21 protein-coding genes and 1 tRNA gene are annotated in these 25509 nt (G+C 54.6%); 10 read left to right on the top strand and 12 right to left on the bottom strand.

Annotated elements, in window-relative coordinates; genetic code table 11:
• Positions 1 to 96: 96 nt before the first annotated feature.
• Genes floA through SH528x_RS12395 form a run of 5 tightly spaced genes read left to right on the top strand, consistent with a single transcriptional unit; the run spans position 97 to position 3840 of the window.
• Positions 97 to 1044: a flotillin-like protein FloA gene (gene floA / locus SH528x_RS12415; RefSeq protein ID WP_442512116.1), complete on the top strand. Its 948-nt coding sequence runs from the start codon at positions 97 to 99 to the stop codon at positions 1042 to 1044.
• Between the two features lie 3 nt (positions 1045 to 1047).
• Entirely contained in the window at positions 1048 to 1908 is an 861-nt protein-coding gene (locus SH528x_RS12410) for an alpha/beta hydrolase family protein (protein WP_442510836.1), read from the top strand.
• Between the two features lie 35 nt (positions 1909 to 1943).
• Positions 1944 to 2189, top strand: a complete 246-nt coding sequence (locus SH528x_RS12405) for a MoaD/ThiS family protein (protein ID WP_442510835.1) — start codon at positions 1944 to 1946, stop codon at positions 2187 to 2189.
• A gap of 5 nt (positions 2190 to 2194) precedes the next feature.
• Positions 2195 to 2668, top strand: a complete 474-nt coding sequence (locus tag SH528x_RS12400) for a molybdenum cofactor biosynthesis protein MoaE (protein ID WP_442510834.1) — start codon at positions 2195 to 2197, stop codon at positions 2666 to 2668.
• Complete coding sequence (locus SH528x_RS12395; protein WP_442510833.1) at positions 2665 to 3840, top strand: aminotransferase class V-fold PLP-dependent enzyme; 1176 nt, start codon at positions 2665 to 2667, stop codon at positions 3838 to 3840. The genes SH528x_RS12400 and SH528x_RS12395 overlap by 4 nt, the downstream gene beginning before the upstream one ends.
• Positions 3841 to 4024: 184 nt before the next feature.
• On the opposite strand, the gene SH528x_RS12390 is transcribed toward SH528x_RS12395, so the two are convergent.
• The 3 genes from SH528x_RS12390 to SH528x_RS12380 form a co-directional block, all read right to left on the bottom strand.
• On the bottom strand, positions 4025 to 4354 hold the full coding sequence (locus tag SH528x_RS12390) for a hypothetical protein (RefSeq protein WP_442510832.1): 330 nt from the start codon (positions 4352 to 4354) through the stop codon (positions 4025 to 4027).
• Between the two features lie 588 nt (positions 4355 to 4942).
• Entirely contained in the window at positions 4943 to 6856 is a 1914-nt protein-coding gene (locus SH528x_RS12385) for a DNA gyrase/topoisomerase IV subunit B (RefSeq protein WP_442510831.1), read from the bottom strand.
• 2 nt (positions 6857 to 6858) lie between these two features.
• The gene (locus SH528x_RS12380; RefSeq protein WP_442510830.1) at positions 6859 to 9324 is read right to left on the bottom strand and encodes a DNA gyrase/topoisomerase IV subunit A; all 2466 of its coding nucleotides are present in this window, start codon (positions 9322 to 9324) and stop codon (positions 6859 to 6861) included.
• A 428-nt stretch (positions 9325 to 9752) separates the two neighbouring features.
• Here SH528x_RS12380 and SH528x_RS12375 point away from each other — a divergent pair, with 428 nt between their 5' ends.
• On the top strand, positions 9753 to 10256 hold the full coding sequence (locus SH528x_RS12375; RefSeq protein WP_442510829.1) for a hypothetical protein: 504 nt from the start codon (positions 9753 to 9755) through the stop codon (positions 10254 to 10256).
• Positions 10257 to 10321: 65 nt separating this feature from the next.
• Positions 10322 to 10699 (top strand): hypothetical protein, encoded by a 378-nt coding sequence (locus tag SH528x_RS12370; RefSeq protein ID WP_442510828.1) that lies wholly within the window; start codon positions 10322 to 10324, stop codon positions 10697 to 10699.
• 157 nt (positions 10700 to 10856) lie between these two features.
• On the opposite strand, the gene SH528x_RS12365 is transcribed toward SH528x_RS12370, so the two are convergent.
• Positions 10857 to 11225 (bottom strand): hypothetical protein, encoded by a 369-nt coding sequence (locus tag SH528x_RS12365; RefSeq protein WP_442510827.1) that lies wholly within the window; start codon positions 11223 to 11225, stop codon positions 10857 to 10859.
• A 575-nt stretch (positions 11226 to 11800) separates the two neighbouring features.
• Between SH528x_RS12365 and SH528x_RS12360 the strand changes: the two genes are divergently transcribed.
• Positions 11801 to 12211 carry a hypothetical protein gene (locus SH528x_RS12360; RefSeq protein WP_442510826.1) on the top strand — a complete coding sequence of 137 codons (411 nt, stop codon included), beginning with the start codon at positions 11801 to 11803 and terminating at the stop codon, positions 12209 to 12211.
• A gap of 21 nt (positions 12212 to 12232) precedes the next feature.
• On the opposite strand, the gene SH528x_RS12355 is transcribed toward SH528x_RS12360, so the two are convergent.
• Entirely contained in the window at positions 12233 to 14905 is a 2673-nt protein-coding gene (locus SH528x_RS12355) for a protein kinase domain-containing protein (protein ID WP_442510825.1), read from the bottom strand.
• Positions 14906 to 15286: 381 nt separating this feature from the next.
• Between SH528x_RS12355 and hemC the strand changes: the two genes are divergently transcribed.
• Positions 15287 to 16207 (top strand): hydroxymethylbilane synthase, encoded by a 921-nt coding sequence (hemC, locus tag SH528x_RS12350; RefSeq protein WP_442512115.1) that lies wholly within the window; start codon positions 15287 to 15289, stop codon positions 16205 to 16207.
• Positions 16208 to 16382: 175 nt separating this feature from the next.
• Here the strand turns inward: hemC and SH528x_RS12345 are convergent, their stop codons facing one another.
• From SH528x_RS12345 to ppdK, 4 genes are all read right to left on the bottom strand, one after another.
• Positions 16383 to 18617, bottom strand: a complete 2235-nt coding sequence (locus tag SH528x_RS12345; RefSeq protein WP_442510824.1) for an ABC transporter permease subunit/CPBP intramembrane protease — start codon at positions 18615 to 18617, stop codon at positions 16383 to 16385.
• Positions 18614 to 19399 carry an ATP-binding cassette domain-containing protein gene (locus SH528x_RS12340; protein ID WP_442510823.1) on the bottom strand — a complete coding sequence of 262 codons (786 nt, stop codon included), beginning with the start codon at positions 19397 to 19399 and terminating at the stop codon, positions 18614 to 18616. Before SH528x_RS12340 ends, SH528x_RS12345 begins: the two co-directional genes overlap by 4 nt.
• 234 nt (positions 19400 to 19633) lie before the next feature.
• Complete coding sequence (locus tag SH528x_RS12335) at positions 19634 to 20941, bottom strand: homoserine dehydrogenase (protein ID WP_442510822.1); 1308 nt, start codon at positions 20939 to 20941, stop codon at positions 19634 to 19636.
• A 120-nt stretch (positions 20942 to 21061) separates the two neighbouring features.
• Positions 21062 to 23722, bottom strand: a complete 2661-nt coding sequence (ppdK, locus tag SH528x_RS12330) for a pyruvate, phosphate dikinase (RefSeq protein WP_442510821.1) — start codon at positions 23720 to 23722, stop codon at positions 21062 to 21064.
• 230 nt (positions 23723 to 23952) lie between these two features.
• Between ppdK and SH528x_RS12325 the strand changes: the two genes are divergently transcribed.
• Entirely contained in the window at positions 23953 to 24102 is a 150-nt protein-coding gene (locus SH528x_RS12325; RefSeq protein ID WP_442510820.1) for a hypothetical protein, read from the top strand.
• Positions 24103 to 24108: 6 nt separating this feature from the next.
• On the opposite strand, the gene SH528x_RS12320 is transcribed toward SH528x_RS12325, so the two are convergent.
• From SH528x_RS12320 to SH528x_RS12310, 3 genes are all read right to left on the bottom strand, one after another.
• Positions 24109 to 24192: transfer RNA gene (locus tag SH528x_RS12320), tRNA-Leu, on the bottom strand.
• 73 nt (positions 24193 to 24265) lie between these two features.
• Complete coding sequence (rplI, locus tag SH528x_RS12315) at positions 24266 to 24805, bottom strand: 50S ribosomal protein L9 (RefSeq protein ID WP_442510819.1); 540 nt, start codon at positions 24803 to 24805, stop codon at positions 24266 to 24268.
• A gap of 78 nt (positions 24806 to 24883) precedes the next feature.
• Complete coding sequence (locus SH528x_RS12310) at positions 24884 to 25432, bottom strand: single-stranded DNA-binding protein (RefSeq protein ID WP_442510818.1); 549 nt, start codon at positions 25430 to 25432, stop codon at positions 24884 to 24886.
• Between the last annotated feature and the right edge of the window lie 77 nt (positions 25433 to 25509).

The raw sequence follows: 25509 nt of genomic DNA, 5'->3' as shown, positions 1-25509 counted from the left end.
ATGATGCTGTCGCCCGTCCTTTCCGCTGTCGCCGAATCTGTCCCCACTGGATTGGGATTACCGCTGGCAAGTTGGCAATTGCTCGGGCAAAAGCCCATGAACGTGGTTTGGTTGGCGATCGCTCTATTCGTGCTGTTCCTGGTCGCAATCCTGGGCTTTTTCTTCATTCGCTACGGAAAGCTCTGGTTCCAAGCGTACATGTCGGTCGCCGACGTCAGCTTGATGAGCTTGATTCGGATGCACTTCACGAAGGTCAATCCGAACGTCATCGTGCAAGCCAAAGTCATGTCAGCTCAAGCGGGGCTGAGCATTGCCCGTCGCGACGGCATCAGCACTCGTCGCTTGGAAGCCCACTATTTGGCGGGCGGGAACGTGATGAATGTCATTCACGCGATCATCGCCGCTCATCGTGCCGAGATTCCGTTGGATTTTGACCAGGCCGCTGCGATCGATTTGGCCGGACGTGATGTTTTGGACGCGGTTCAGACGAGTGTCTATCCCAAAGTGATCGATTGCCCCGACCCAAGTCGAACCGGGAAAACCACGCTAAGCGCGATCACGAAGAACGGAATCGAACTTCGTGTGCGAGCCCGTGTAACGGTGCGAACCAATATTGAACAATTGATCGGCGGTGCGACCGAAGATACTGTGATCGCGCGTGTTGGCGAGGCCATCATTAGCTCGATTGGTTCCACGACCGACCATTTCAAAGTGCTCGAGAATCCCGATATGATCACTCGCGTGGTGTTGTCGCGTGGTCTCGATGCTCAAACCGCTTTCGAGATTGTTTCGATCGATATTGCGGACATCGATGTTGGCGAAAACATCGGCGCACGATTGCAAAGCGATCAAGCCGAAGCGGACACTCGCGTGGCACGGGCCCAGGCCGAGAGTCGGCGTGCCGAGGCGATTGCCGAAGAACAACAAATGAAAGCGAAAGTGGCCGAAAACCGTTCGCAGGTGGTTTTGGCTGAGGCCAAGGTGCCGATGGCGATGGCCGATGCATTCCGCGGCGGTCGCATCACCGCGCCAAACTCGAACTAAGCAATGAGTCGCAAATCCTATCGCGTCAAATTCGCGGGCGGCGCGGGGTTTGAACTAGCGGGCATTATCGACCGTCCTGACACCACGGCCGCCGTTCCCGTGTTGGTGTTAAGTCATTGTTTCACTTGCAACAAAGACTTAAAGGCCATCGTGCGGATCTCGCGAGCCCTTGCTGAACGCGGCATCGCGGTCCTGCGTTACGATATGACTGGACTCGGTGGAAGCAGCGGCGATTTCTCGCAGACAAACTTCACCACCAATGTGGCCGACTTGAAGGCTGCGATCGCCTTCGCTGATTCCGAAGTGGGCGACGTGCATGCGTTGATGGGACACAGTTTCGGTGGAGCAGCCTCGTTGGCGGTCGCCAGCGAATTGTCATCACCTGCTTCGCCTGATAGTTTCCAGCCTGCGGACAAGAAGCTGTGTTGTGTGATCGCGTTGGCGGCACCAAGCGACACATCTCATCTAGCCACGCTGCTGTTGCGAATGAATCCCGCGATCGAGAAGGACGGCAAAGGCGAAGTTTCGATCGGCGGCTATCGATGGCAGATCGATTCGCAAATGGTCGACGATTTTCGCAGTCATCACCTGCCGGACTTGATCGCTAACATTCGCATTCCCACGATGATCATGCATTCACCCGTGGACCAAACGGTCGGCTTCGATCATGCCCTGCGGATCATGTCGCTGATCAACCAAGCGGACGCATCCGAAACAGAATTATCCGAGGCCGCGCAAGCCAAACCGTTGTGTTCACTGATCTCGCTCGACGGGGCGGATCATTTGTTGGCACAACATGCTCATGACATCGAATTTGTCAGCGATTTAACGGCGGCCATGGTGCACCGACACTGTCGCCCGTGATGGGAAACACGTTAACCGAAAAGTATGTAACCCTTATGCAGCGAGAGATCTTATTATTTGCGGCCATCCGTGACGCCGCCGAAACCGATTCGCTGATCATTGACGTGCCAAGCGATGCGACCGCCGACGACGTGCTTCGCGAAATCGCTGAGCGTGTTCCGTCCACGCAATCACTGTTGGCGTCTTGCCGGGTGGCGCTAGACAATCGTTATGTTGCAAACACTCAGCTGCTTGGGGCGGCAAAAGAAATTGCGATTATTCCACCCGTGAGTGGTGGTTGATTGTGATGCCAGACAGCTACGTTTTCTTGACCGAGGATCCAATTGATTATGGGCCGCTGTTGTCGAAGATCGCGGATCCCGACGTCGGAGCCCACGCGTGGTTCTACGGAGTGACTCGGCGAATCACAGGCGACCGCATCACCAGCCTGCTCTCCTACGAGGCCCATCAGCCGATGGCTCTTGCGGAGCTAAATCGATTGGCGGGCGAAGCAATCGAGCAGTTTGGTTTGAGCAAAATCGTCATCGTCCATCGACTTGGCGAAGTCCCCGTAGGCGAAGCGAGTGTGGTGCTCGGATGCAGCAGTGCACATCGCAAACAGTCGTTTGCCGCGCTGCCATGGTTGATGGATCAAATCAAAACGGACGTGCCGATTTGGAAACGCGAAACGTACACCGATGGAACGACCCAGTGGGTGCACCCTACGGATCCAGCGACGGATTCAGGGACGCAAGAAATCGAAGCGAGGGATGACAAATGACGTCGCCTCGCCGAATCTATTTTGATCACGCAGCAACGTCGTGGCCAAAACACTCGGACGTGTTGGATGCGATGGATCGGTACGCTCGCGATTGCGGTGCTGCGTCGGGGCGTGGCCAATATCAATCGGCGAACCGAGCCGACGCGATCCTGCGCTCGGCTCGACTCGGACTCTCGCGTTTGGTCGGAAGTCCCGCGGCGGAGAGCATTGCGTTTTTCAGCAACGGGACTCAGGCAATCAATGCTGCGATCGCGGGCATCGTTCGCGACGGTGACCATGTCGTGACCACCGCTGCGGAGCACAACAGCGTATTGAGACCGCTGTCGCATCTCGCCGCGGCTCGTGATGTCACGCTCACGATCGTCGACTGTGATCGCGATGGCGTGGTGCGTGCCGACGACGTGCTCGATGCCGTTACCGATTCGACTCGGTTGGTCGCGGTCACGTCGGCCAGCAACGTCACGGGCGCAGAGCAACCGATTCAAGCGATCGGCGAGGGATTGCGACATCGGGGAACCGCAGGCAACTCAACCGCCTTCTTGTGCGATGCAGCGCAAACGTTTGGTTATCTGCCAATCGACGTCCAAGCGTGTGGAATTGATCTGTTGGCGGCACCGGGACACAAGGGCGGCGGCGGACCGCAAGGAACGGGATTCCTGTATGTTTCGCCTGCTTGGCACGATCAAATCAACGCCAGTGTGTTTGGTGGCACCGGCAGCCAATCCGAGTCGTTGGAGATGCCGACGGCAATGCCTGCGAAGCTAGAACCGGGGAATTTGAACGTCGCTGCGATTGCCGGCTGGGATGTGGCGATCAAGCAGATTGCCGCCCGCGACTCAGCGGTCTACAGCGAGACCTTGTCATCGGTAGCCCGACAATTAAACGAGGGACTTCGAGCCATCGAGTCGATCCGCGTGTTTGGAAAGCCCGCTCGGTTGCCGATCGTCAGTATTGCCCTCGATGGTTTTGCGCCGACCGATCTGTCGGCGATTCTTGATGCTCAGTTTTCGATCGAAACGCGAGCAGGGTTACATTGTGCGGCATTGATTCACGAGCCGATTGGCAGTGCCCCCGAAGGAACGCTACGAATTAGCGGCTCGGCGACCACAAGCAGTGAAGAAATCGATGCGGTGATCGAAGCGATCCGGCAGATCGCCGATTCCGTCGGCTGAGACCGCCCGGATGGGTGGCACAAATCGCACTCTTCAGGCGGCTTTCGTCGCCCATTGTAGAACCATTGTCTCAATTGTTCCTCCAGCGGAGCTGGCTTAGGAAAGCGAACAGTTGAGGACAACGGTTCTACGGTTGCCGTGGATGAACAGTTGAGACAACTGTTCTACATTGGGAAAGTTGGACTTAGCGTCCCAGGTATAGCGAGACGCCGCCGCGTCCGATCGATATGCCTGATCCGCCGCGATAACCATAGCCGCGGTAGCTGCCGTAGGAGGGGTAGCCGTAGCCGCCACCGTAGTAAGATCGATACGGGGCTCGGTAACTCGATCTGTAACGAGTTCCATAATGCACCGGAGCTCGATAGCTTTGGTGGACACCATGATGCCCATGGTGGTAACTGCTGTGATGATGTCCGCTGTGTCGCGAAAAACGACCATTGGCTGCATCGGCACTGCTTGTCATCACAACGCCAGCCAGAACGAACACGCCAGCAAATAAAATCTTCTTGAACATCGGGATTTCTCCTGAATGGTAGGGTGTCATTTGAGGAAATCGCAGCAAGATTGATGCTGCGTCCTGATTCATGATAGGTTCGTAGTCAAGCTATTCGTTGACGGCCGCATGTTGTTACAACTACGACTTACTAAAACACGTGACGCTACGGTTTCGCAGCGTCGGGAGGCGTGTTTCACGAACCTCTCTACCTATTAATGGGCAATGCAGGCGCAGCACCGCCATACCCTTTAATGGTAGCATCTGAACCGTCCGGCAGCAGCAAGTGAAAACGGTCTAGTGTGGCTGGGCAACTCTACTGGCACCTCTCTCCCAACAAGTGAGACTGCTGGAGTAGTCGTTTGTGGACGCCGGCTCTGATGCTCTCGCAGATCGTAATGCGGTGATAGACGCAAGTTACCTCTCCCGAGCGTCAGCTTGGGAGAGGTGACAGAAAGATTGCCGCTATGACACCTGCTAATTCAGCAGTCTCCAAGTCGGGGGAGAGGTAACTGTGGTAGGGAACTGGAATAAGAGTTTCCCCCAAACCAATTGCAACAAAAAAGTTTTTGCGGACCAGTTTGCCCTGCAACGCTAAAAACATCTGCCTTAGACGTCGATTTCTTCGGCGTCTTCGGCGCGTTCCATGATGAATCGGAAACGCGCCGATGCATCGCGTCCCATCAAATCGCTGATCACACGGTCGGTTTCCAAGTGGTCATCCACTTCGACTTTTAGCAAACGGCGAGTCTTGGGGTTCAGCGTCGTTTCCCAAAGTACCTTGGGCATCATTTCGCCGAGACCTTTAAATCGCGTGATCTCGGGTTTAGCTCGCTTGGCATGATCTGCCAAAATCTGCTCGCGATGTTCTTCGTCGTTCGCCCAATAGGTTTCCTTGCCGATGTCAATGCGATACAGCGGTGGGACGGCAATGAACAAGTGGCCGTCGGCAATCAACGCGGGCATGTGCCGGTAAAAGAACGTCAACAGCAACGTCGTGATGTGATGTCCGTCGGAGTCAGCATCCGCAAGCAAGATGATCTTTTGATACCGCAGTGTCGAAAGATTCATATTCGGACCGATGCCACAGCCAAGCGAGGCAATCATGTCTTGGATTTCTTTGTTCTCGACGATCTTTTTCAACGTCGCGCTTTCGGTGTTCAACACCTTTCCACGCAGCGGCAAGATCGCCTGGTTGTTTCGATCTCGGCCCTGTTTCGCACTGCCGCCTGCAGAGTCACCTTCGACGATGAACAATTCAGAATCCGATTTCCCGTTCGCCAAACAATCACTCAGCTTGCCGGGCAACATCGTTCGCTTGGCGCCGCCTTTTCGCGAAACCGCGTCCGATGCAGCTCGCGACGCAGCTCGCGCCCGGGCCGCGGCGATGATACGAGCGATGATCGAATCCGCCAACGAGCGGTTATTGTTCATCCACTGTTCGAGTGCCGGGCGGGTGGCCGCTTCGGTTGTCGCTTGAACTTCGGGGTTGTTCAAGCGGTCTTTGGTTTGCCCTTGGAATTGGGGTTCCGCGATAAAGATCGACAGAATCGCAACCATCCCTTCGCGAATATCTTCGTGAGATATTTTCACACCGCGTGGTGTCAAACTGTGCGTGTCGATGTAATTGCGAACCGCTTTATTCAGCCCACTGCGGAATCCGTTCTCGTGCGTACCGCCGCTGCCGGTAGGAATCCCGTTGACGTAGCTGCGGACATGTTCGTCGGTGGATTCGGTCCACTGCAGCGTCAACTCCAAGCGAATATCGTCGTCTTTACGCAGCGTGAACGGAGTGTCGTGAATCGGACGCGCCGAACGATCCTTCAGCACCTTCGCCAAGTAATCGACGATCCCTTGTTCGTGCAGGTACGAGACCTTGGTGCCCGCGACTTCGTCAATATAGGTGACCTTGACGCCGCGATGCAGAAAGCTGGCCGTTTCCAGTCGCGTGCGAATTGTTTCGCTATCGAAATCGACTTTGGGGAAAATCGTCGGGTCAGGGCTAAACGTGATTGTTGTCCCGGTACCGCGAACGGCCCCTTTCAACTTTTGCAGCCCCGTTTTCGCGACACCTCGCTCGAACATCATCCGGTACTGGGCACCATCACGGCGGACCACCGCGATCAGTTCTTTGGACAGCGCGTTGACAACCGACGCACCGACACCATGCAAACCGCCCGCGGTTTTGTAGTTCTCGCCGTCAAATTTACCGCCCGCGTGCAGCACCGTCAGCACCATTTCCAATGCTGGCTTTTTCGTTTTCGGATGCTTGTCCACGGGGATGCCACGACCATTGTCGCTAACGGTCACACTCGAGCCATCTTTGTGCAGCGTAACGGTGATCTCGGTGGCGTGACCGTTCATCGCTTCGTCGACCGAGTTGTCCACGACTTCCCAAATCAAATGGTGAAGTCCGGACATCCCCACGCCGCCGATATACATGCCGGGACGTTTGCGAACAGGATCGAGACCTTCGAGGGCAACGATATCTTTCGCACTGTAAGTTTTTGTTGCAGTACTCATATTCAGTTTTCGTCGAACGTTTCAGGTGCAGCGGGTGGGGGAGTCACGATCTCTGAGATCTTGCCATTCTTTTGAATCTCGGTGCCACGGCCGCCACGTGAGGTGACGCGGTACTTGGCAGTCGAGATCGTCTTCTTTGCACCTCGATTGGTTTGAACCGTCATCAGATCGCGATCGCCGGTCGAGGCTTTGAAACCGAGCAATCGATCGTCGCTGGTCAAGCGGATCAACGTGACTCCCTTGCCCGCACCGGACAAGTAATTCACTTCTTCGGCAGCACAGACCATCGCTCGACATTTTTCTGAAACGGCGAGGATCACTTCGCTGCCATGGACCGCGACGACGTCGATGATCGAAGCCCCCGGCGCCACGCGAGCATACCGGCGACCACTTCGCGTGGACGGTTCGGCAAAACCCGCCAAGCCAAAGCGAAGTGCGAATCCATTGGAACTGGCCGCGAAAGCGTGGGTGTGAGGACACAAGTCCGGCTTTTTCGGGTCCTCATGAATGTCGCCGATCACGCGAGGGTCAAACGACATCGCCGCAATGATGTGTTCGCCATCTTTGAGTTTGAACAACTTTTGAATCGGTTCGCCAAACCCGGTCGACGCAGGAATGTCGGTCATACGGGTGGTGTAGCAAACACCAAGTGACGAGAAGAATCCAATCGACGAAATCGTGTTCCCTGAAACGCAGGTCAACACTTCGTCACCTTGACGCAGCCGGCTCTTACTTGGATCGGCAATCTGTTTTTGCCGTTTCACCCAACCGTCTTTGGTCACCATGACGTGACAGTCTTCGGCGATAATAAAGTCTTCGGCTACGTATTCAATTTCTTCGGTAACCGTATTGATCGCAGATTGCCGTTTCGCAAACGGATCTTTGTTATAGGCGTCAATCAGCGATTCAATCTCGGTACGGACGATTGTCCAGCGGCCCGATTCGTAATTGTCTTTTGAATCTTCGTCCAACAGTTTCTTGATCTCGTTGGCTCGTTTACGTTTGTCCTTCAACTCGTTCATGATCAAGTCGATCTCGAGTCGTGCCAAGCGATACAATTTCAGTTCCAGAATTGCGTCGGTTTGCTCTTCATCGAGGCCGCCTTTTGCCGCAGGAAACCGCTTCATGATTTTCATCGCGGCGTCGGCTTTGCCTTCGGATTTTCGGATAATCCGAATGATCTCGTCCAAGGCATCGAAGATCAGTGCGTAGCCTTCGAGAATATGAATCCGTCGCAGCAGCGCGTTGAGTTCATTTTCGAGCCGCTTGGTCAAGACTTCCAATCGGAAGTGCAAGAAATGCCAAAGCATCTCCTTGAGTCCCAAGCGATTGGGGGCGCCGACCTCGGGATTTTCGGTGGGAACCAGACACGTCATATTGACGTTAAAGTTCTTTTGAAAATCGGTGTGCTTATACAAGTAGGCGAGGACTTTGTTTTCGTCGGCCCCTTTTTTCAGCATCAAGTCGACGCGAATCTCGTCGGTCGACAGGTCGCGTGCTTCGATGACCAGCGGCAGCTTGCCCGAGTAGATGATCTCATTGATCCGCTCGACGAGCGCCGACTTGTTCACCCCAAACGGAATCGCAGTGATCTGCAGTACCGGGCTGCCTTTTGTTTTTGTATTCAGCTCGGCGGTACCACGCAGCTTGATCGTGCCTTGGCCGGTGCTGTAGATCTCGCGGAGTTCTTCCTTCGTATTGGTGATCTCACCGCCGGTGGGAAAGTCCGGGCCTTGAACCGCATCGTTGGCGACGAGTTGGTAGTCTTTAATCTCAGGATCGCGAAGCAGCTTCAGCAGCGCCTGGCAAACCTCTTTCAAATTATGCGGCGGAATATTGGTCGCCATTCCGACGGCGATCCCGGTTGCCCCGTTCACCAACAAGTTCGGCACGCGGCTGGGCAATACGACCGGTTCTTCGCGGCTGCCGTCGTAGTTCGGTTTAAACGCCACCGTGCGGGTTGCCAAGTCGGCCAGCACTTCGTTGGCGATCGGAGTCATGCGGCACTCGGTGTACCGCATCGCCGCAGCGTTATCGCCATCGACGCTGCCGAAGTTTCCGCTGCCGTCGATTAGCGGCATGCGAAGCGAGAACGCTTGCGCCATCCGCACCAATGCTTCGTAGATCGAACTGTCACCGTGGGGGTGGTAATTACCCATCACGTCCCCGACGACCTTGGCACATTTTCGGTGCTTCGCGGACGCGTTGAGACCTTGTTGGTTCATCGTGTACAGAATTCGCCGCTGGACCGGCTTCAGCCCGTCACGCACGTCGGGCAATGCCCGGCTGGTGATCACCGACAACGAATAGTTGAGGTACCGTGATTGGGCAGCTTGCCGTAGCGGGATCGACGTCAGCAAGTGGTCATCGACCGCGTCAAACAGCGACCCATTGCTTTCGCCGTTGTTTTTGGAAGAGCCTTTTCGGCTCGATCCCGAAGATGAGTTTCGTTTTTGCCGTTTGGCCACGCCTTGAAGTCCTTTTGGTCAGTCTTGCGGATTTTCGAATCGGAGTTGAATTTCTCTGTTTAACGGCAACCGCCAGCCGCCGGGAAGATCGATCGCTGCTTCTTCTTCGGCATTCTTGCCTAGTCAACCTGCGTAATTTGTACGCTTTACAACCGATTCGCTCGATAGGGCAATCTCGGAAGATTCTGCACCGCTAAAGGGGTTATAGCGATCAAAGCCATCGCAGCGAAACCGCTGATCACGCGAAGGTGGGCGAGCAAGTGAGCAAAAAATCACGAACGCATGGGATTTCGCCCGAATTACAATGACGTGGGAATCTTTCTGGAAATGAGTTGCATTGCCAGACCCCCCATCCGCCCTGGTCAAGTTTGTCCTGGGCGATTGCACGTAAAAAAAAATCAGATTGGGTTCGTCGGAGGAACCGTAGGATGAAACGTCAAACCATGCTCGGAATCGCAGCCATGGCGTCACTTGCCATGGTCGCGGTCATGAACCAAACGGCTTCCGCCCAACGCTTTGCCCGCGGCGAACACATCGTCAGCTCGCACGTCGTCAGTGATGAAGTGGTAGGAGGAAACTCCCAATACGCGGGCGATGTCGCTAGCAGCGATGGATACGTCGGTGGTGGGGGGATCCAGCGTCAATACGGCACTCCCGACCTGTTCTACAACAATTATACCCAGGGCAATGCAAATCGGGCTAACGCTCAAATGTACATATCGCCTGTGCCGGTGCCACCGAATGTCGGGCACACGTTCCTCACGTATCAGCCGTTCTATCCGCAAGAAATGCTTTACGCGCACAAGGATCGATTCCACAACTATTATGACAATGGGCGAGGAATGAACCGCACGCGAGCCACGTATTGGTATCCGCCCGTCAAGCAAGCCGCCAGCAACGTTTACTGGAACTATCTACGGCTTCCTCGCTAACAATTTTGGGGGGCTGCCGAGAAAACACAGCCCAACTCCGCACCTCCTATTTTTGGGAAAGAATCATGATTCGACGACTCGTCCTTGCTGCTGGTTTAGTGGCGACCCTTTGTGGCACCATGCAAAGCGATGCGACCGCAGGGGATCCCTACGGGATGACGCATATTTGGAATCAAAACTTTGCGATGGATCGTCCTTGGCACGGTCCCTATTATCATCAAAACTACGGCCAACCGTTGGCATTAGTCGTGCCACCGACGGCCCACATGCGGCAAACCTTGTCATGGGGCGTCAGTCAGAATCTGATGTATCCCGTGCATCACCAGTACGGACGCAATATGAATTACCCCGGTGCTGCGGCTCCTGGCAGCTTTCATGCAACGCCCGGGTGGCCAAGTCACACTGATCAATTCGGCGTCTACTACGTCCGCGGACCTTGGTAGTCATCAAGTAGAAATCTAAGAATCAAAAACGGCACGCCTGTTCAGGCGTGCCGTTTTTTTTGACCTAATCCATCCACGAAAAAACGACGGATGCAAAGCACTCGTCGTTCGATCGATTTACTAATGATTAGCACCCACGATTAGTGGTGCCAGTCGATTAGTGATGCCAGTGACCGGTTTGATGCCAGTCGTAATGTCCCGGTTGGACGTGAAAGTGGTTGCCATGGCGGATGATTTCCGTCGGATGGTAATCGTAGTGGCTGGTGTCGTGGTAATAACCGTGACCATAGCCATGTCCGTAGCCACCGTGCCCATATCCACCATAGTGCGAGCGATACGAACTGCCGTAGCGTGGCGCATAGTAGCTGCCATAGTTACCGTAACCATGCCCATGTCCACCTACAGAAATGTGAAGCCCCCCCACTCGCAAGAACCCATTACCGGCTTCCGCAGTCGAGGTGTCCGCAGCAAGGGCAAAACAGGCAGCAATTGCAGGAACCGCGATCCATTTTGTGATTGAAAACATCTTCTTCGAACTCCTCAATATTGTTTTGCTCCTAAGCCAAACCCCGACTTAGGATTCCATCTGCTATTAAATGCTACAATCGTGCCGTGAAACACGTGCGTGAAACTAATTTTAGCAAGATTTCTCGCGCAGCACGCTAAGTCCTTTATCCAAGACACTTTGCGACATGCACAGGCAGTAGGAAAATTGCGGCGTGACAACTGCGACGTCGCGATACGCCTGCCAAGTGCACTCTTTCTGATCACACAGGTGTCGTCAAATTGACATCGCGTATTGATAGACAGATGGAGAGTCTCAGAAGTGGCTCGTGTTCGCGGAGCCACTCTTCTTAGCGGAGCGACCTGGTGATTTGTTACAGATTGATTTTAGGGTAGTGGACGAGGCCACGAGTCCTTGAAGTGCGTTAAATCGCAGGGACTCGTAGCCTCGTCCACTACAGCCAACCCTAAATTTTACATTTAACAAAGCACTCGTTCGCTGAGCCGTCTTTTCCACTGAGCGACCGCATGCTGCCTGCTACAATGACGGCGTAGACGTTTCACGCGTCGTTTCCCTCCTCAATGGGAGATTCTTGGATGGCCATCGCAGCAAGTCCTCTCGCGTCGCTCGATCACAGCCGTATTGTTTATCGCCGGCTTGCCGTGATCACTCTCTACGTGATGGCTGTTTTTTGGGGGGCGATGCAAATGCTCACATCCAACAACGGCTTGCTTGGCATGTTGTGTGCCATGGGGTTCGCAACCTCGGCGACGATGTGGTTTTGGATCGATTGCCACATGCGATCGCGGCCACTTCCTTGGAGTCTTCAGTTCGTCTTTTTTTTGACCTGGCCGCTGGCGTCTCTGATCTACTTGATGGCGTCGCGAGGCATGCGGGGATTCGGTTACTGGTTGCTCCACGCGGTGGGATTATGCGTGACGGTAGTGTTGTCATCACTTTTTGTGATGATGCTGTTGGTGTTGCTCGGCATCAACGTGGTTGCATAGAAAGTTTTCATTGCGAAAGGATCAATCAAACTTGTCGACCCAGCGGGTCCAGAAAGCGATCTCTTCTTCATCGAGCATCGGCTTGGGCAGTGTTCCGAGTCTCGTGCTGCCAGGCATCCCAGGCGTTTGAGCGCGAACGACCAACATCCCGTTGACGTTGACCTCGAATCCAATCATTCGGATTCGGCTCTGTTCGCCATGAGCGACCGGATCAATTTTGAAGTCGTAACGTCCGAGAGAATGCCAATCATCGCGTTTGATTCCCGCCGTTTCCACAAGCGATAACGCCATCGTTTCCTGAGTGTCGCCGACCGTTAGCCGGCGGTTGGTGCGTGCGGGTAACGCCGTACCACGAGGAACGATGGGCATGATACGCCGGCGGCCTTGCGAAGCTTCGACAAGAATACCGATGGTTTGGCTGGTCACCGACTGCGGCGGCATCGCGATGCTGCCACGTCCCGGCAACTCACTTGCCAAACAAGCGGCTGCACCTCGAGCGACGTCGGTTCGATCGACCACTTGAACGATGATCTCTTCGTTCAGTCCTCGCAGAATTTCGCTGCGTATTTCATTCAGTCGTAACAGCGGGCCGAGGGTTACAATCCGGTCGATGCGTTTTCGCGAAAGCGACGCATAATGACACGCGGACTTGATTGCCTTGCGAACGCCATACATCAGATCTTCGCACGCCTTGAGCCATTCCGACCGGACTAGCGTCACCGATTGGTTGACGCCGCTGATTTCCAACGTCACTTTGACGGTCGGCATCAACATCAGCGAGTGCATTGCAGTTTCGCAAGCGATTTGCAATCGCGGCGCCTGCGCCGATTTTCGTGGATCAAACTGATATTGTTGCTGGAACGCGTTGGCTGCCATGTCGACCAAGCGTTGCAACCAAGGCAGAGTCCCGGTGTTCCAATGCCCGGCCGTCGAGATCTGTTTCATGCGACTTGCATCGCGATGAAACACTGCTGCATCGGTGCCTTGCCCCGTCAAACCCAGGAACAGAATCCGCTGGTCGTTCGTGGTGTCAAACGAAGTTGTTGTCACATCGCCATGCGTGGCATCAGACACAGGCGGCAGCAACAGTGACTGTGCCGCAGCGACGCTTCGGTCAATCAAACGTACCGTTTTTAGCCCGGCCATCTGAGCCGCTTGCAGGATGCTGTGGCGATGAAGTTGATCGTAGCTAGAAGGGATCGTAATCGCGACCGCCGCAGGAATGCCGTCAAGATTCCAGGCATTTCGAGCAAGTCGTTTTAGCAACAGCGAGAGCAAGACTTCGGGAGGGCACTTTCGACCTGCGATCGTTCGTTCGACCTGCTTTTTCCCAATGTACATTTGCAAACAATGAACCAAAGTTTTGGACTGAGTTGCCCGCCGCTTCATCGCTTCTTCGCCAAAGAACAATTGGTTTCCATCGCTGCCAATGGACATGCGGAACAGCGATCGTTTTTCGCCTCCCGCATGCAAAAGGTTGACTCCGCCCATCGGCGAAGCCTCTGCGGCAGCGGCGTAAAACATGCCCAAGTCAAACGCAAGCACGTTAGCGATATGGGCCGACGTCGAGCCACCAACGAACGTTGAACCTTCGCCGATCGGTTGCCGCATGGCAAATTCGGTCAGCCATTGAGGTTCATTTGTTTTGTCGGCGTATTCGCCGAGGTCTTCGATCACTTCATCCAGTGAGGTGTATCTCGCGGTCGGCGTTTTGGCCATCATGCGGCGAAACAAGTTCGCGAACTGCATATCAACGTCACGCCGGACCTGCATCAGATCGGGAATCTCGCCGTGGCGGTGCCCATAAACTTGTTCGAGATATTCCCCCGTAAACGGTGGCTGGCCGGTCAGCAGGAAATACAACGTCGCACCGAGCGAATAGATGTCACTTCGCGAATCGGCAGAGTCCGCATCCTCGAGTTGTTCAGGCGACATAAACGACAACGTTCCAACCAAACGCCCCTTTGCAGGTCGGGCATTGACCTCATCTTTGGAACTTGAACCTGCCGCCTGATTTTCCAAGGCCGGAGCGTGATGGGAAACCAACCCCGCAGTACTAATGCGAGCCAAGCCGAGGTCCAGCACTTTTACCGTGCCGTCGTTGGACCGCATGATGTTGCCGGGTTTGACGTCGCGGTGAATGATCCCCGCACGGTGCGCGTGTAACAGCCCCATCGAGGCTTGGCGGATGATTGATGCGGCTTCGCCGACCGACAATGGGCCTCGTGTGGCCACCATGTTGGTCAACGTCATGCCGTCGACGTACTCCATCGCCAAGTAATGAATACCGTGGTCCTCGCCGGCATCGAACGCCGCGACGATATTGGGATGTAAGACACGCGACGCAGCACGAATTTCTTCGTAAAAACGGTCAACCGCCTGCTGATCTTTCATCAACTGTCCAGGCAACATTTTCAGCGCGACCGTTCTCTGCATGCGAACATGTTCGGCTAAAAACACCTGTCCCATGCCGCCGCTGCCTAGTTTGTTCTTGAGCGCATAATCGCCCAGCTGCTGCGGCATCTCCTCGGGTTCATCGTCAACCACTTTGGCCGCAACGTTTCCGTGGCTGTCAAGAAGAGCAGATCCCGACAAATCAAGTTCCGAAAAATCACCACTCGACTCACCACTCCCATCACATGTTGGGGGCTCTTCCGCAATGGGAATTGATTTGGGAGAGGAAGATTCAGGCACGACGAGTCAACTCTGAAGCGAAAAGTTTGCTGGAAAGAAAAGAAAACGCCAGCTGCCTTGTTCTGCTAACAAGGTGCACGCCAGGAGGGACTTCAAACAGCTCAATGGTTAGAACGTTGATTCTAGGCTACGGAACCCATTTTTATATAACAAATATCCTGTATGGATGACCGGAACCGGATGATTGGGTAGGATTCCTTAGGTTTTGAGGGTGCTGCATTGCCGGGTTGCGTTTTAACCCTCCCTAAGCCATTGTTTTTGCCTCGACATTCTGTTTTCCCACCACTTCGCACAACGGAAGCTGATCTCTTGTCTGATACGCAATCGGGCGGCCCCCTTTCCTCTCCCGCTGGCTCCGGCGATGACGCAAAAGATCGTATTTTGCGGATTGCGACACGTGAGAGTCCGCTTGCGATGTGGCAAGCCGAGCATGTCGCTAGCTTGCTTCATACAGCCGGTTTTGCGACGAAATTGGTGCCGATGGTCAGCGGCGGCGATACCGACATGCGTCCAATTGATTCGGGTCGGCAGGTCGGTGTCTTTACCAAACGAATTCAACAAGCGATTTTGGACGACGAGGCCGATATCGCGGTCCATTCCCTGAAAGATCTGCCCACCGAAGTCGATCCGAACTTGGTACTGGCCGCAGTGCCCGCGCGTGAGGTGGTTCAGGATTGTTTGGTGTCGAGTTCGCGGTGGACCATTGCGACGTTGCCAAAAGGAGCCAAAATCGGCACCGGCAGCCGTCGTCGTGCGGCTCAATTGCGATACCATCGCCCCGATCTGGATGTCCAACCGATTCGCGGAAACGTGCAAACGCGGCTCGAAAAACTTCGTGTCGGCGAATACGACGCAATCATGTTGGCGGCGGCTGGTTTGACGCGTTTGCAAATGGACGAGGTGACTCGCGTCGAATTGCCGCTCGTTGAAATGTTACCTGCACCCGGCCAAGGAGCACTCGCGATCGAAGTGCACCGAGATGCAAACCAGGTGCAAAGCATTGTTGCGATACTGAACGACATTCACGCGAGGGCGACGGTGACAGTCGAGCGAACTCTGTTAGCGGCACTCAACGGTGGCTGTCTTGCCCCGATTGCGGCTTACGCCCAAATCAACAATGGCGTGCTGTCGCTCGATGCCGTAGTGTTGTCGACCGACGGAACGCAGCGATTGGACGATAGCCGATCGATCGACTTTGATCCTAATCAATGGGAAGTCTGTGCGAAAACGCTCGCCGAGCAAGCGAGCGAAAGTTTAGCCAGTCGCGGTGCTCGTGAATTGATTCACGAAACGCGATTGTAATTCGCATTGTCGTTGATCGCTCCCGCGATCAAAACGGAAGAGGCACAGAGCAACTTAGGCTCATCGGATGTTTAAGTGGCGGTCGATGTTACGTAGCTACCGTCAGCAGACAGTGGATCCACGCTCTGGCGAGCGTAGCTACGACAGCTATTGTTCCGACGGTCCTTACCGACACCTACGCACCTGCGAAACTTGCGGTGGGGTCGACGATTGGTTCATCGGCGTGCATTTGATCCGCTTCGATTTCTTCATCTGCACTTCTTAGCGATCCAAAGTACAGCAAGCATGTGACCGCGATCCCCATGCTGATTACAATCCAAAACGGCTGGTACTCAGGACCGTTTGAGGTTGTTCGCAAGAAGATCGATGCCCCACCCCAACTGCTTTCGGTGATCCGCTGAAGCGATACCGAAAGTGCATTGTTGGTGAAGTGAATCAAGATGCCTGGCAAAACGCTTCCCGTCTTCAGTGCGATCCATCCGAGCATCAATCCCATCACCGTGGCGGCAATCGATTGCTGTAGAACACCGTGCGAGATCCCGAACAGGATCGCGGTAACGACGACCGCACGCAGACGCCCGCCTTGGCGTTCCAAGCCGCCAAAGATGAAGCCGCGGAAAGCGAGTTCTTCGCAAATCGCTGGCACCAACGCCATCAGTAGGACCACCGAAACCCAAGGGGCTGCGGCGATTTGATCGGCAAACGGCTTCATCGAAGCCATCGCTTGCTCGCTGACGGGGTACATGTGACTGATCCACGAGGCCAACATCACGTAGGTTGGATGCAGGGTGCAGCCCAGCAAAACGCCCAACGGCAACGTGGTCCAGTGCGGCATGCGAATCCGCAGACTTTTTCGAAGCGACGTTGTCAGCACCGTTGCCATCAGTAGTGTCGGAGCGAGGATCAAACCAAGCTGTGGCATCAGCACGAGCTTGCTAATTCCAGAGAACGTGGTCGGCATTTCGGTGACCGCGAGTTTGCCAAAAAACAATGCGACCAGGATTGCCGCTCCGCATGCAACCGCCTGACTCGGGGTGGCTGCAATTTGACGGTCACGCCAAAGGTGCTTGACCCATTGACGCAGTTCCCATTGTTCGTTGCTGCCAAACAGCACCGATTCATCATCAAATTGTTTCAGTGCCCAACGTGATGCCATCCATAGACACGTGATCGTGACTCCGGCCACCATTGGCAAGTGCCAAAGGGCGATCCCATATTGGCCTTCGACCAACGCACGGACCATCAAGAACATTCCCGTTACGGGGATCAAGCTGGTGCCGACGGTCAGTGTCGTGCCAGGCAACATCGGTAACATCACCAGCGGCAACGTCACCATCATCAGCGGCATCAAATAGTATTGGCCTTCTTTACTGCTGCGCGCCATCGCGGCCACCGCAAGTGCCAAAGCACTAAACAGTGTCGATAGTGGCACGAGCGCGACTAGTAACCACAGCATCGGTCCGATCGGCGGCGCCCCAATCGTGTTGGCGGCGCTGCCAAAGCTGATTTGTCCAATCACAAACGAGCTGGTCACTAACATACTTCCCGCGTTCAAAATCGCGGTCAACATACTAAAGGTTGTTACGGCAGCGAGTTTTCCCGCGACGATTTCCGAGCGTAGTGCCGGACTGCACAAGAGTGTCTCGAGCGTGCCTCGTTCTTTTTCACCTGCGACCAAGTCAATTGCCGGATAAAACGCACCCGTCATTGCCCAGATCAACATGATGAACGGCAGCAGTTTGCTCCACAGCGCCGCCTCGCGTGTGCTTTCCGGTGCGATATCGATATCGTTCAGCTGGAAAAGCTCCAAAGACATCATGTCGATGCCAGATTCAGTCAGTCGCTCGTTAATCCAACCGGATCGCCATGTCCCCAAAATCTTGGCGACGCGTTCGCGAGCGACCATCGATTGATCCGAGGCAACGTTGTAAAGCAATTGGATCGCTGCATCGTCGTTTTCGAGTCGAGCATCCACCATTTTGAACTGGGGCGGTACCATTACAACGACATCGAACATGCCGCTGCGAACCCACTCTTCGGCACGCTGATTGACAGTGCGATCCGTCTTGACGTCATTCCACGGATACGTCACCACTTGCAGCGGATCGTCGGCGGGCACCAAATTCTCAGCGAAGCAATCGTCGCCCACCAGCGGTGGCGCGTTCTCCAGATGGTCGGTCCCGATCACACACACACTGGTCGAGTGCTGTTGAGTGAATTGAACCATCTGCAGCAGCAGCGTTCCCACCAATGGGTAAAGCAGCACCGGCAACACTGCGATCGTAAACAATGTCCGGCGGTCGCGGAGTTGGTCACGCATTTCACGAGCGTAGATCAACCACACTGAGGACCAGCGTAATTTATCGGCGTTTTCGGCGGCTTTTCGTTTTTGTTTTGCTGAAAGGCTCATGCGAATTTCCCTGAGATTGCCAGTCCTTGCACGTCCTCGTCCCCTTGTTCGTGTCGGCTCAGCAGGTCGAAGAAGACCTCTTCAAAGTCCTCTTGCCCATGCCGCTCTCGTAAATTTTCCAATGTGCCGCTGTCGAGGATCCGGCCTTGATGCATGATCGCAATCCGGTCACACAGTTTTTCAACTTCGCTCATGATGTGAGTTGAGAAAATCAAGCACTTTCCGCTGTCTCGCAGATCTCGCACGATCGCTAACAGATTGCGAGCCACCATGACATCGAGTCCAAGTGTGGCTTCGTCAAAGACCAACACCGGAGGATTGTGGACCAGGGCGCGGGCGATCGAAACTTTTTGCTTCATGCCGGTCGACATCTTCGCGCCCGGGACATCGCGAAAATCATTCATTCGCAATTGAGTAAACAATGACTCGAGACGTTCGCGAAGATCGTCGCGTGACATACCGTGCAAACGACCAAAGTAGCCGACCATTTCCCACGCGGTCATGCGATCGTACATCGCTGTGTTGTTGCTGACGAATCCAATTCGCCGGCGCACTTCGGCGGGATCCTGAACGACGTCGTAACCGGCGACGTTGGCGATGCCCGAGGTGGGGCTCAGCACGGTGCTCAAGATACGAAGCACGGTGGTTTTGCCAGCGCCGTTAGGCCCCAGCAGCCCAAAGATCTCTCCCGCACCGACCGTGAACGAAACACGGTCGACGGCGACAAAGCGACCACGATTGAGATCGTCGTAGGTCTTGGTTAAATGTTGTACGTGAATCATGGATGCGCATCTGCCCCGGGATCAAATTGCCGTGGTCGGTTGACTCGTCGTGTGACGGTCAACGCGGTCATAGCGGTTGTTCGCACGGGCGAATCGCAACCCATTGCTGGGCCACCGGACGTTATCGCGAGCGCATGACGGAACCGCTACGGAATCGTAGCCCCCGTTATGGCAAAGGACAGCGAATCATTAACGAACAAGGCAAAAACGTCAGCAAAGGTACCCGGGGGGGCGTTAATCCTTCACTCTAAGCCGTACAACCGGACCTTTGATCGAAGCGAGCGACTCGATTTCTTGCGTCGCCGCACGAGCAGCACCCTCGGTGGCTTCGTGCGTCATGATCACCAACGGGACCGGATCGAGATGTGCAGAGCCGTTTTCGCCCTCGTGTTGCATCACCGACGCGATCGAGATCTTGTGCTTCGCCAGCACCGCCGTGATCGAAGCCAGTGTGCCAGGATGATTGGCGACGCTGAGCCGCAGATAGTTCCGCCCCACCAACGTATCGGCATCGCGAAGCTTGGCACGAGGCGGATTGTCGATCGAGAAATACTCGAGCGTTTGGAACGTCAATCGAGTTCGACCGACCGCAGTATCGATCAGGTCGGCGACCACGGCCGAGGCGGTCGGCATTTGGCCCGCGCCCAATCCATGATAGAACACCGGGCCAACAGCATCACCGACGACACGGATGGCGTTAAAGGCGTCGCGAACTTCCGCCAGCGGCGTACCGATGCGGACCAAGGTCGGAGCGACAGAAAGTTCGAGTCCATCATCCGCCAGATTCGCCAGTGCCAACAATTTGATTCGATAACCAAGTTGGCGACTGTATCGCAAATCATCGGGGTCCAATCCGTCGATCCCCACCCGTGGAATGTCCGACCATTTGACCGTGGCCCCAAATGCCAAGTGGGCAAGGATCGCAAGTTTTTGAGCCGCGTCGGTGCCGTCCACATCCATCGTCGGATCGGCTTCGGCGTAACCGAGTTCCTGGGCCTTGCGAACGACAACGTCATAGGGAGCCCCTTTCTCGTCCATCTGGGTGACGATGAAGTTGCTGGTGCCGTTCAGAATGCCTTCAAGCGAGCGAATTTGATTAGCGGACAAACATTGGCTGACATTGGCGATAATCGGGATACCACCGGCCACAGACGCTTCAAACGCGATGCTGCGGCCAAGCTCGCGAGCACGCGTGAACAATTCCGGCCCATGTTCGGCCAACAGCGCCTTGTTCGCCGTAACAATGTCCTTGCCCGATTCCAGCAGCTTTAACATGATCGAACGAGCCGGTTCCAAGCCGCCGATCAATTGAGCGACAACTGAAATGTCAGGATCGTTAATCACGTCGTCAAGCGAATCAGTCGCGACCCCTTCTGGCAAATCGACATCACGCGGCTTGGCGAGATCGCGAACGACCGCCTTTTTCAGCCACAGTGTGCGGCCAGCATGTCGCGACGTACGGTCGCCATGATCGAGTAATAGTTTCGCGACACCCGTGCCAACGGTTCCCAGGCCAACAATGGCAATGTTTGTTTTTTCCATGCGAAAATGGTAATCGGAACGACCGTTTACGACGAGGGCACAGCGATACGAACATAAAAAAACAGCGGCCGTTTTGGCCGCTGTTCGAGAATGATTTTTACACGCTGCGAGAACGCCGAACTACTTCTTCGACTTCAGTGCTGCTTGAGCTGCCGCCAAACGTGCGATTGGCACGCGGAACGGGCTGCAGCTGACGTAGTTCAAGCCAGTTTCGTGACAGAATGTGATCGACGCAGGGTCACCACCGTGTTCGCCACAAATACCGATTTTCAGGTCCTTCTTGACGCTACGGCCCTTCGCAACACCCATTTCAACCAATTGGCCCACACCCGATGTGTCGAGCGATTGGAACGGGTCAACCTCAAGAATTTCTTGATGGATGTAATCAGGCAGAAACGTGTTCACATCGTCACGGCTGTAACCAAACGTCATTTGCGTCAGGTCGTTCGTGCCGAAACTGAAGAAGTCCGCGTGAGCCGCAATGTCATTAGCAGTCAAGCAAGCACGTGGAATTTCGATCATGGTACCGATCGAGATGTCCAAGGTGCCGGTGAACTTCTTGGCGGTCTTGGTTTCTTCGATGGTCTTTTCGACCTTGCCACGAAGCAGTTCCAATTCGTTCGCTGTTCCGACAAGCGGGATCATGATCTCAGGCTGAGCCTTGATCTTCTTGGCTGCACAGTTGATTGCCGCTTCGACAATCGCACGAACTTGCATTTCAAGGATTTCCGGATAGGTCACGCTCAAGCGACAACCACGGTGACCGAGCATTGGGTTGGACTCATGAAGAGCTTCGCCACGCTTGGCAATTTCGTTGGCCGAAACGCCCAACTCTTTTGCCACGATCTTTTGGCTAGCCGATTCGTGAGGCAAGAATTCGTGCAATGGTGGATCTAGCAAACGAATGGTGACGGGCAGCCCGTTCATCGCTTTGAAGATACCTTCGAAATCTTTGCGTTGGAAAGGAAGCAATTTCTTCAGTGCTGCACGACGATCTTTTTCGTCTTGAGCCAAAATCATCGAACGCATGTGCGTGATTCGCTCAGGGTCAAAGAACATGTGCTCGGTACGGCAAAGTCCGATGCCTTCGGCACCAAAATCGCGAGCTCGCTTGCTGTCTGCAGGCGAATCAGCGTTGGTACGAATCGCCAGGGTGCGGTACTCGTCGGCCCATTTCATCAACTTGGCAAAGTCGCCCGAAAGTTTCGGTTCTTGTGTTTCCACTTCGCCCGACATGACTTCGCCGGTTGTTCCGTCAAGGCTGATGACGTCTTTGACACCGAATGTGCGTCCGCCGACTTTGATCTTCTTGGTTTTTTCGTTGATTTCAACGTCGCCGGCACCGGCAACACAGCACTTGCCCCAACCACGAGCGACCACAGCCGCGTGGCTGGTCATACCGCCAGTGCTGGTCAAAATGCCCGCAGCGGCGTTCATGCCGTCCACGTCTTCAGGGCTGGTTTCTTTACGAACCAAGATCACCTTTTCGCCAGCGTCGGCTCGTTCACGTGCTTCTTCAGCACTGAATGCCAACTTGCCAACCGAGGCACCCGGCGAAGCAGGCAAGCCGCGGGTCAAAACGTCCGCAGCGTTACGCGCGGTCGGCTTGAAACTTGGCAGCAACAATTGAGTCAAGTCGTTCGCAGGAACTCGCAAGACTGCGGTCTTTTGATCGATCAAGTTTTCCTTGACCATGTCGCATGCAATCTTGACGGCCGCGACTCCGGTGCGTTTACCAGTACGTGTTTGCAGCATGTACAACGTGCCACGCTCGATCGTGAACTCGATGTCCTGCATTTCTGCATAGTGATCTTCGAGTGTCTTCTTGATCGCGATCAGTTCTTTGTGAACCGCTCGGTTCCACTTAGGCATTTCCGCAACCGGTTGTGGTGTGCGGATACCAGCGACAACGTCTTCGCCCTGTGCATTGATCAGGAACTCACCGAAGAATTTGTTTTCGCCGGTGTTGGGGTTACGAGTGAACGCAACGCCGGTTCCCGAATCGTCGCCCATGTTGCCGTAAACCATCGACTGAACGTTGACGGCGGTTCCGAGCAAGCCGCGGATACCTTCGATTTCGCGGTAGCGGACGGCGCGAGCCGTGTTCCACGACCCGAACACAGCCATGATCGAAAGTTCGAGCTGCTTGATGGGGTCTTGTGGGAAATCTTCGCCAGTCGACTTTTTGTAAACCGCTTTGTAGGCTTCGCAAAGTTGCTTCAAGCCTTCTGCAGGAACTTCGGTGTCTTCGCTGACTTTGTACTTCTTCTTGATTTCGTCAAACGCTTTTTCGAATTGATGATGGTCCATGCCCATCACAACGTCGCCGAACATGTTGATCAAACGACGGTAAGCGTCGTAAGCGAATCGTTCGTTCTTGGTTGCTTTGGCAAGGCCTTCGGTGGCCGCGTCGTTCAAGCCAAGGTTAAGAATGGTGTTCATCATCCCAGGCATACTGACGGCTGCACCCGAACGAACACTGACGAGCAGTGGGTTCGCATCGTCACCGAACTTTTTGCCCAGTTCTTTTTCAAGCGTTTTGACAGCCACGTTGACTTCGTCCATCAAGCCCTTTGGCATTTTTTCGCCAGACTTGTAGTACGCGTCGCATACAGCGGTGGTGATCGTGAATCCGGGAGGAACCGGAAGACCGATTGCGGTCATTTCAGCAAGGTTCAAACCTTTGCCGCCCAAGAGTGCTTTGCTTGAGCCACGGCCTTCGGTTTTTGTCTTACCGAAGTAGTAAACCATCTTGTCAGCTGAGCCAGCTTTCTTTGCCATAGTTAGTCTCTGAAGGAACCGTCGTGGTTTGTAAGTGTGAGTTTAAAAACAGATCAAAAGGGGAGCATCAAACATTTTTGAGCGGTCCCAAACAACAAGGCATTGGCGGCCCTAAACCACGAAAACAACGCCTTTTACGGGGAAACTTTATTTCCAATTTGCGGATTGGTCAATGAGTGCTAGCGAAATTGAAGCTAATCACTGGGTTGACCTCGACGATTTGGCCGTGAATGCCGTTTACGCAAGGGCTCGCCGATTTGCTGAAGTTGACGTTGTCTGAAGCCGCCAACACATTCGCGACCCACGCCAAGGTCAAGGCCGTGCATGCCCTGAAACAAAAAAAGCGACTGTGTGACCATGTCACGCAGTCGCTTTCATGAAATCAGTAGGGCTGACAGGAATCGAACCTGCACTCCAGTAAAGGAACTGGATCCTAAATCCAGCGCGTCTGCCAGTTCCGCCACAGCCCCGACTTGATTCGCAGATGATAATGAATAAGGCGGCGATGCCGAAAGCCCGCCAGCCCTATTTTATCAAGCAAAATTAGACTTCTTCGGTTACTACGGTTGGAACGACCCAAACCTTCAGCGATGCATCGACTTCGCTGTGCAAGTGAACCTTGACGGTGTACAAGCCAAGTTCCTTCAATGGACCTTCGAGACGAATTTGGTCTTGCGCCAACGTGAACCCGGCACCCTTCAGGGCGTCGACGATCTCGTGAGCTCCAACGCTGCCGTACAAGTGACCTTCGTCGTTTGCATTGGCTTCGATCGTGATCGATTGCTTGCCAAGCTCGTCCGCCATGTCGCGGTAGCTCTTCAGCTTCTCGAGTTCGAGAGCACGCAATTTTTCACGATGCTTTTCAACCATTCGCTTGTGATGGTCGGTTGCAACGGTCGCCAAGCCCTGCGGAAGCAAGTAGTTCAGCGCGAAGCCCGATTTGACTTCGACGATGTCGCCTTGCTTGCCGAGGTGTTCAACATTGTGGATCAACAGTAGCTGAATGCCACCGTTTTCGCCTTTAGGCAAACGTTTGAAAGGTCGCTTGAACGATCGACCCGTGCTAGTCTTTGGTTTCGGCATCACAAAACTCGAGTGAACAAATGGGTTGGTATGTACTGGTTGGTAGATTGAGGTGTTCTAAGGATCCGATTGAACGCTTTAGAACGGGATGTTTGGATCGTCGTAACCGGGACCGTTTCCGGTCGGTTGCGCCTCTCGCTGGCCCGCAGGTGGCCCAGCGGCCGGACCGGGTTGGGATTCGCGAGCCGCAGGGGCGTCTTGGTAATCGTGCGAGCCGTAGCTTTCTTCGTGAACCGCATCACGTCGCTGAGGTTGGCTTCGTTGGCGAGATTCGCCGCCTCCGCCTCCTCCACCACCGCCGCCGCCGCTTAGCATTTGCATGCGTTCGCCGATGACACGAAGTTTGCTGCGTTTCTGGCCGTCGGTTTCCCACATATCAAGTTTCAGGCGGCCTTCGACCAGGATCGGTGATCCTTTGCTCAGGTATTCGCTTGCCACTTCGGCCGTTCGTCCCCACAGCGTCACATCGACAAACGTGGTTTCCTCGACCCATTCACCGGTAGCCGACTTTCGGCGATCGTTCACGGCAATCGTGACTTCGGTGACTGCGGTGCCCCCTTGGGTGTACTTCAGTTCGATGTCACGCGTAATATTGCCAACTAGGACGACGCGATTGTAGCTTGCCATGATTTTCCCCGAAACATTTTAAATGATCGAAATGTTTTGCTCTGTTATTTGCCGGTCGTCAACGGTCAATTCCCGTC

The organism is Novipirellula methanifontis (assembly GCF_052161655.1).
In the GTDB taxonomy this organism is placed as follows: domain Bacteria; phylum Planctomycetota; class Planctomycetia; order Pirellulales; family Pirellulaceae; genus Novipirellula.
The sequence above is the reverse complement of the archived record's forward strand: the minus strand, read 5'-3'. Positions and strand labels throughout refer to the sequence as shown.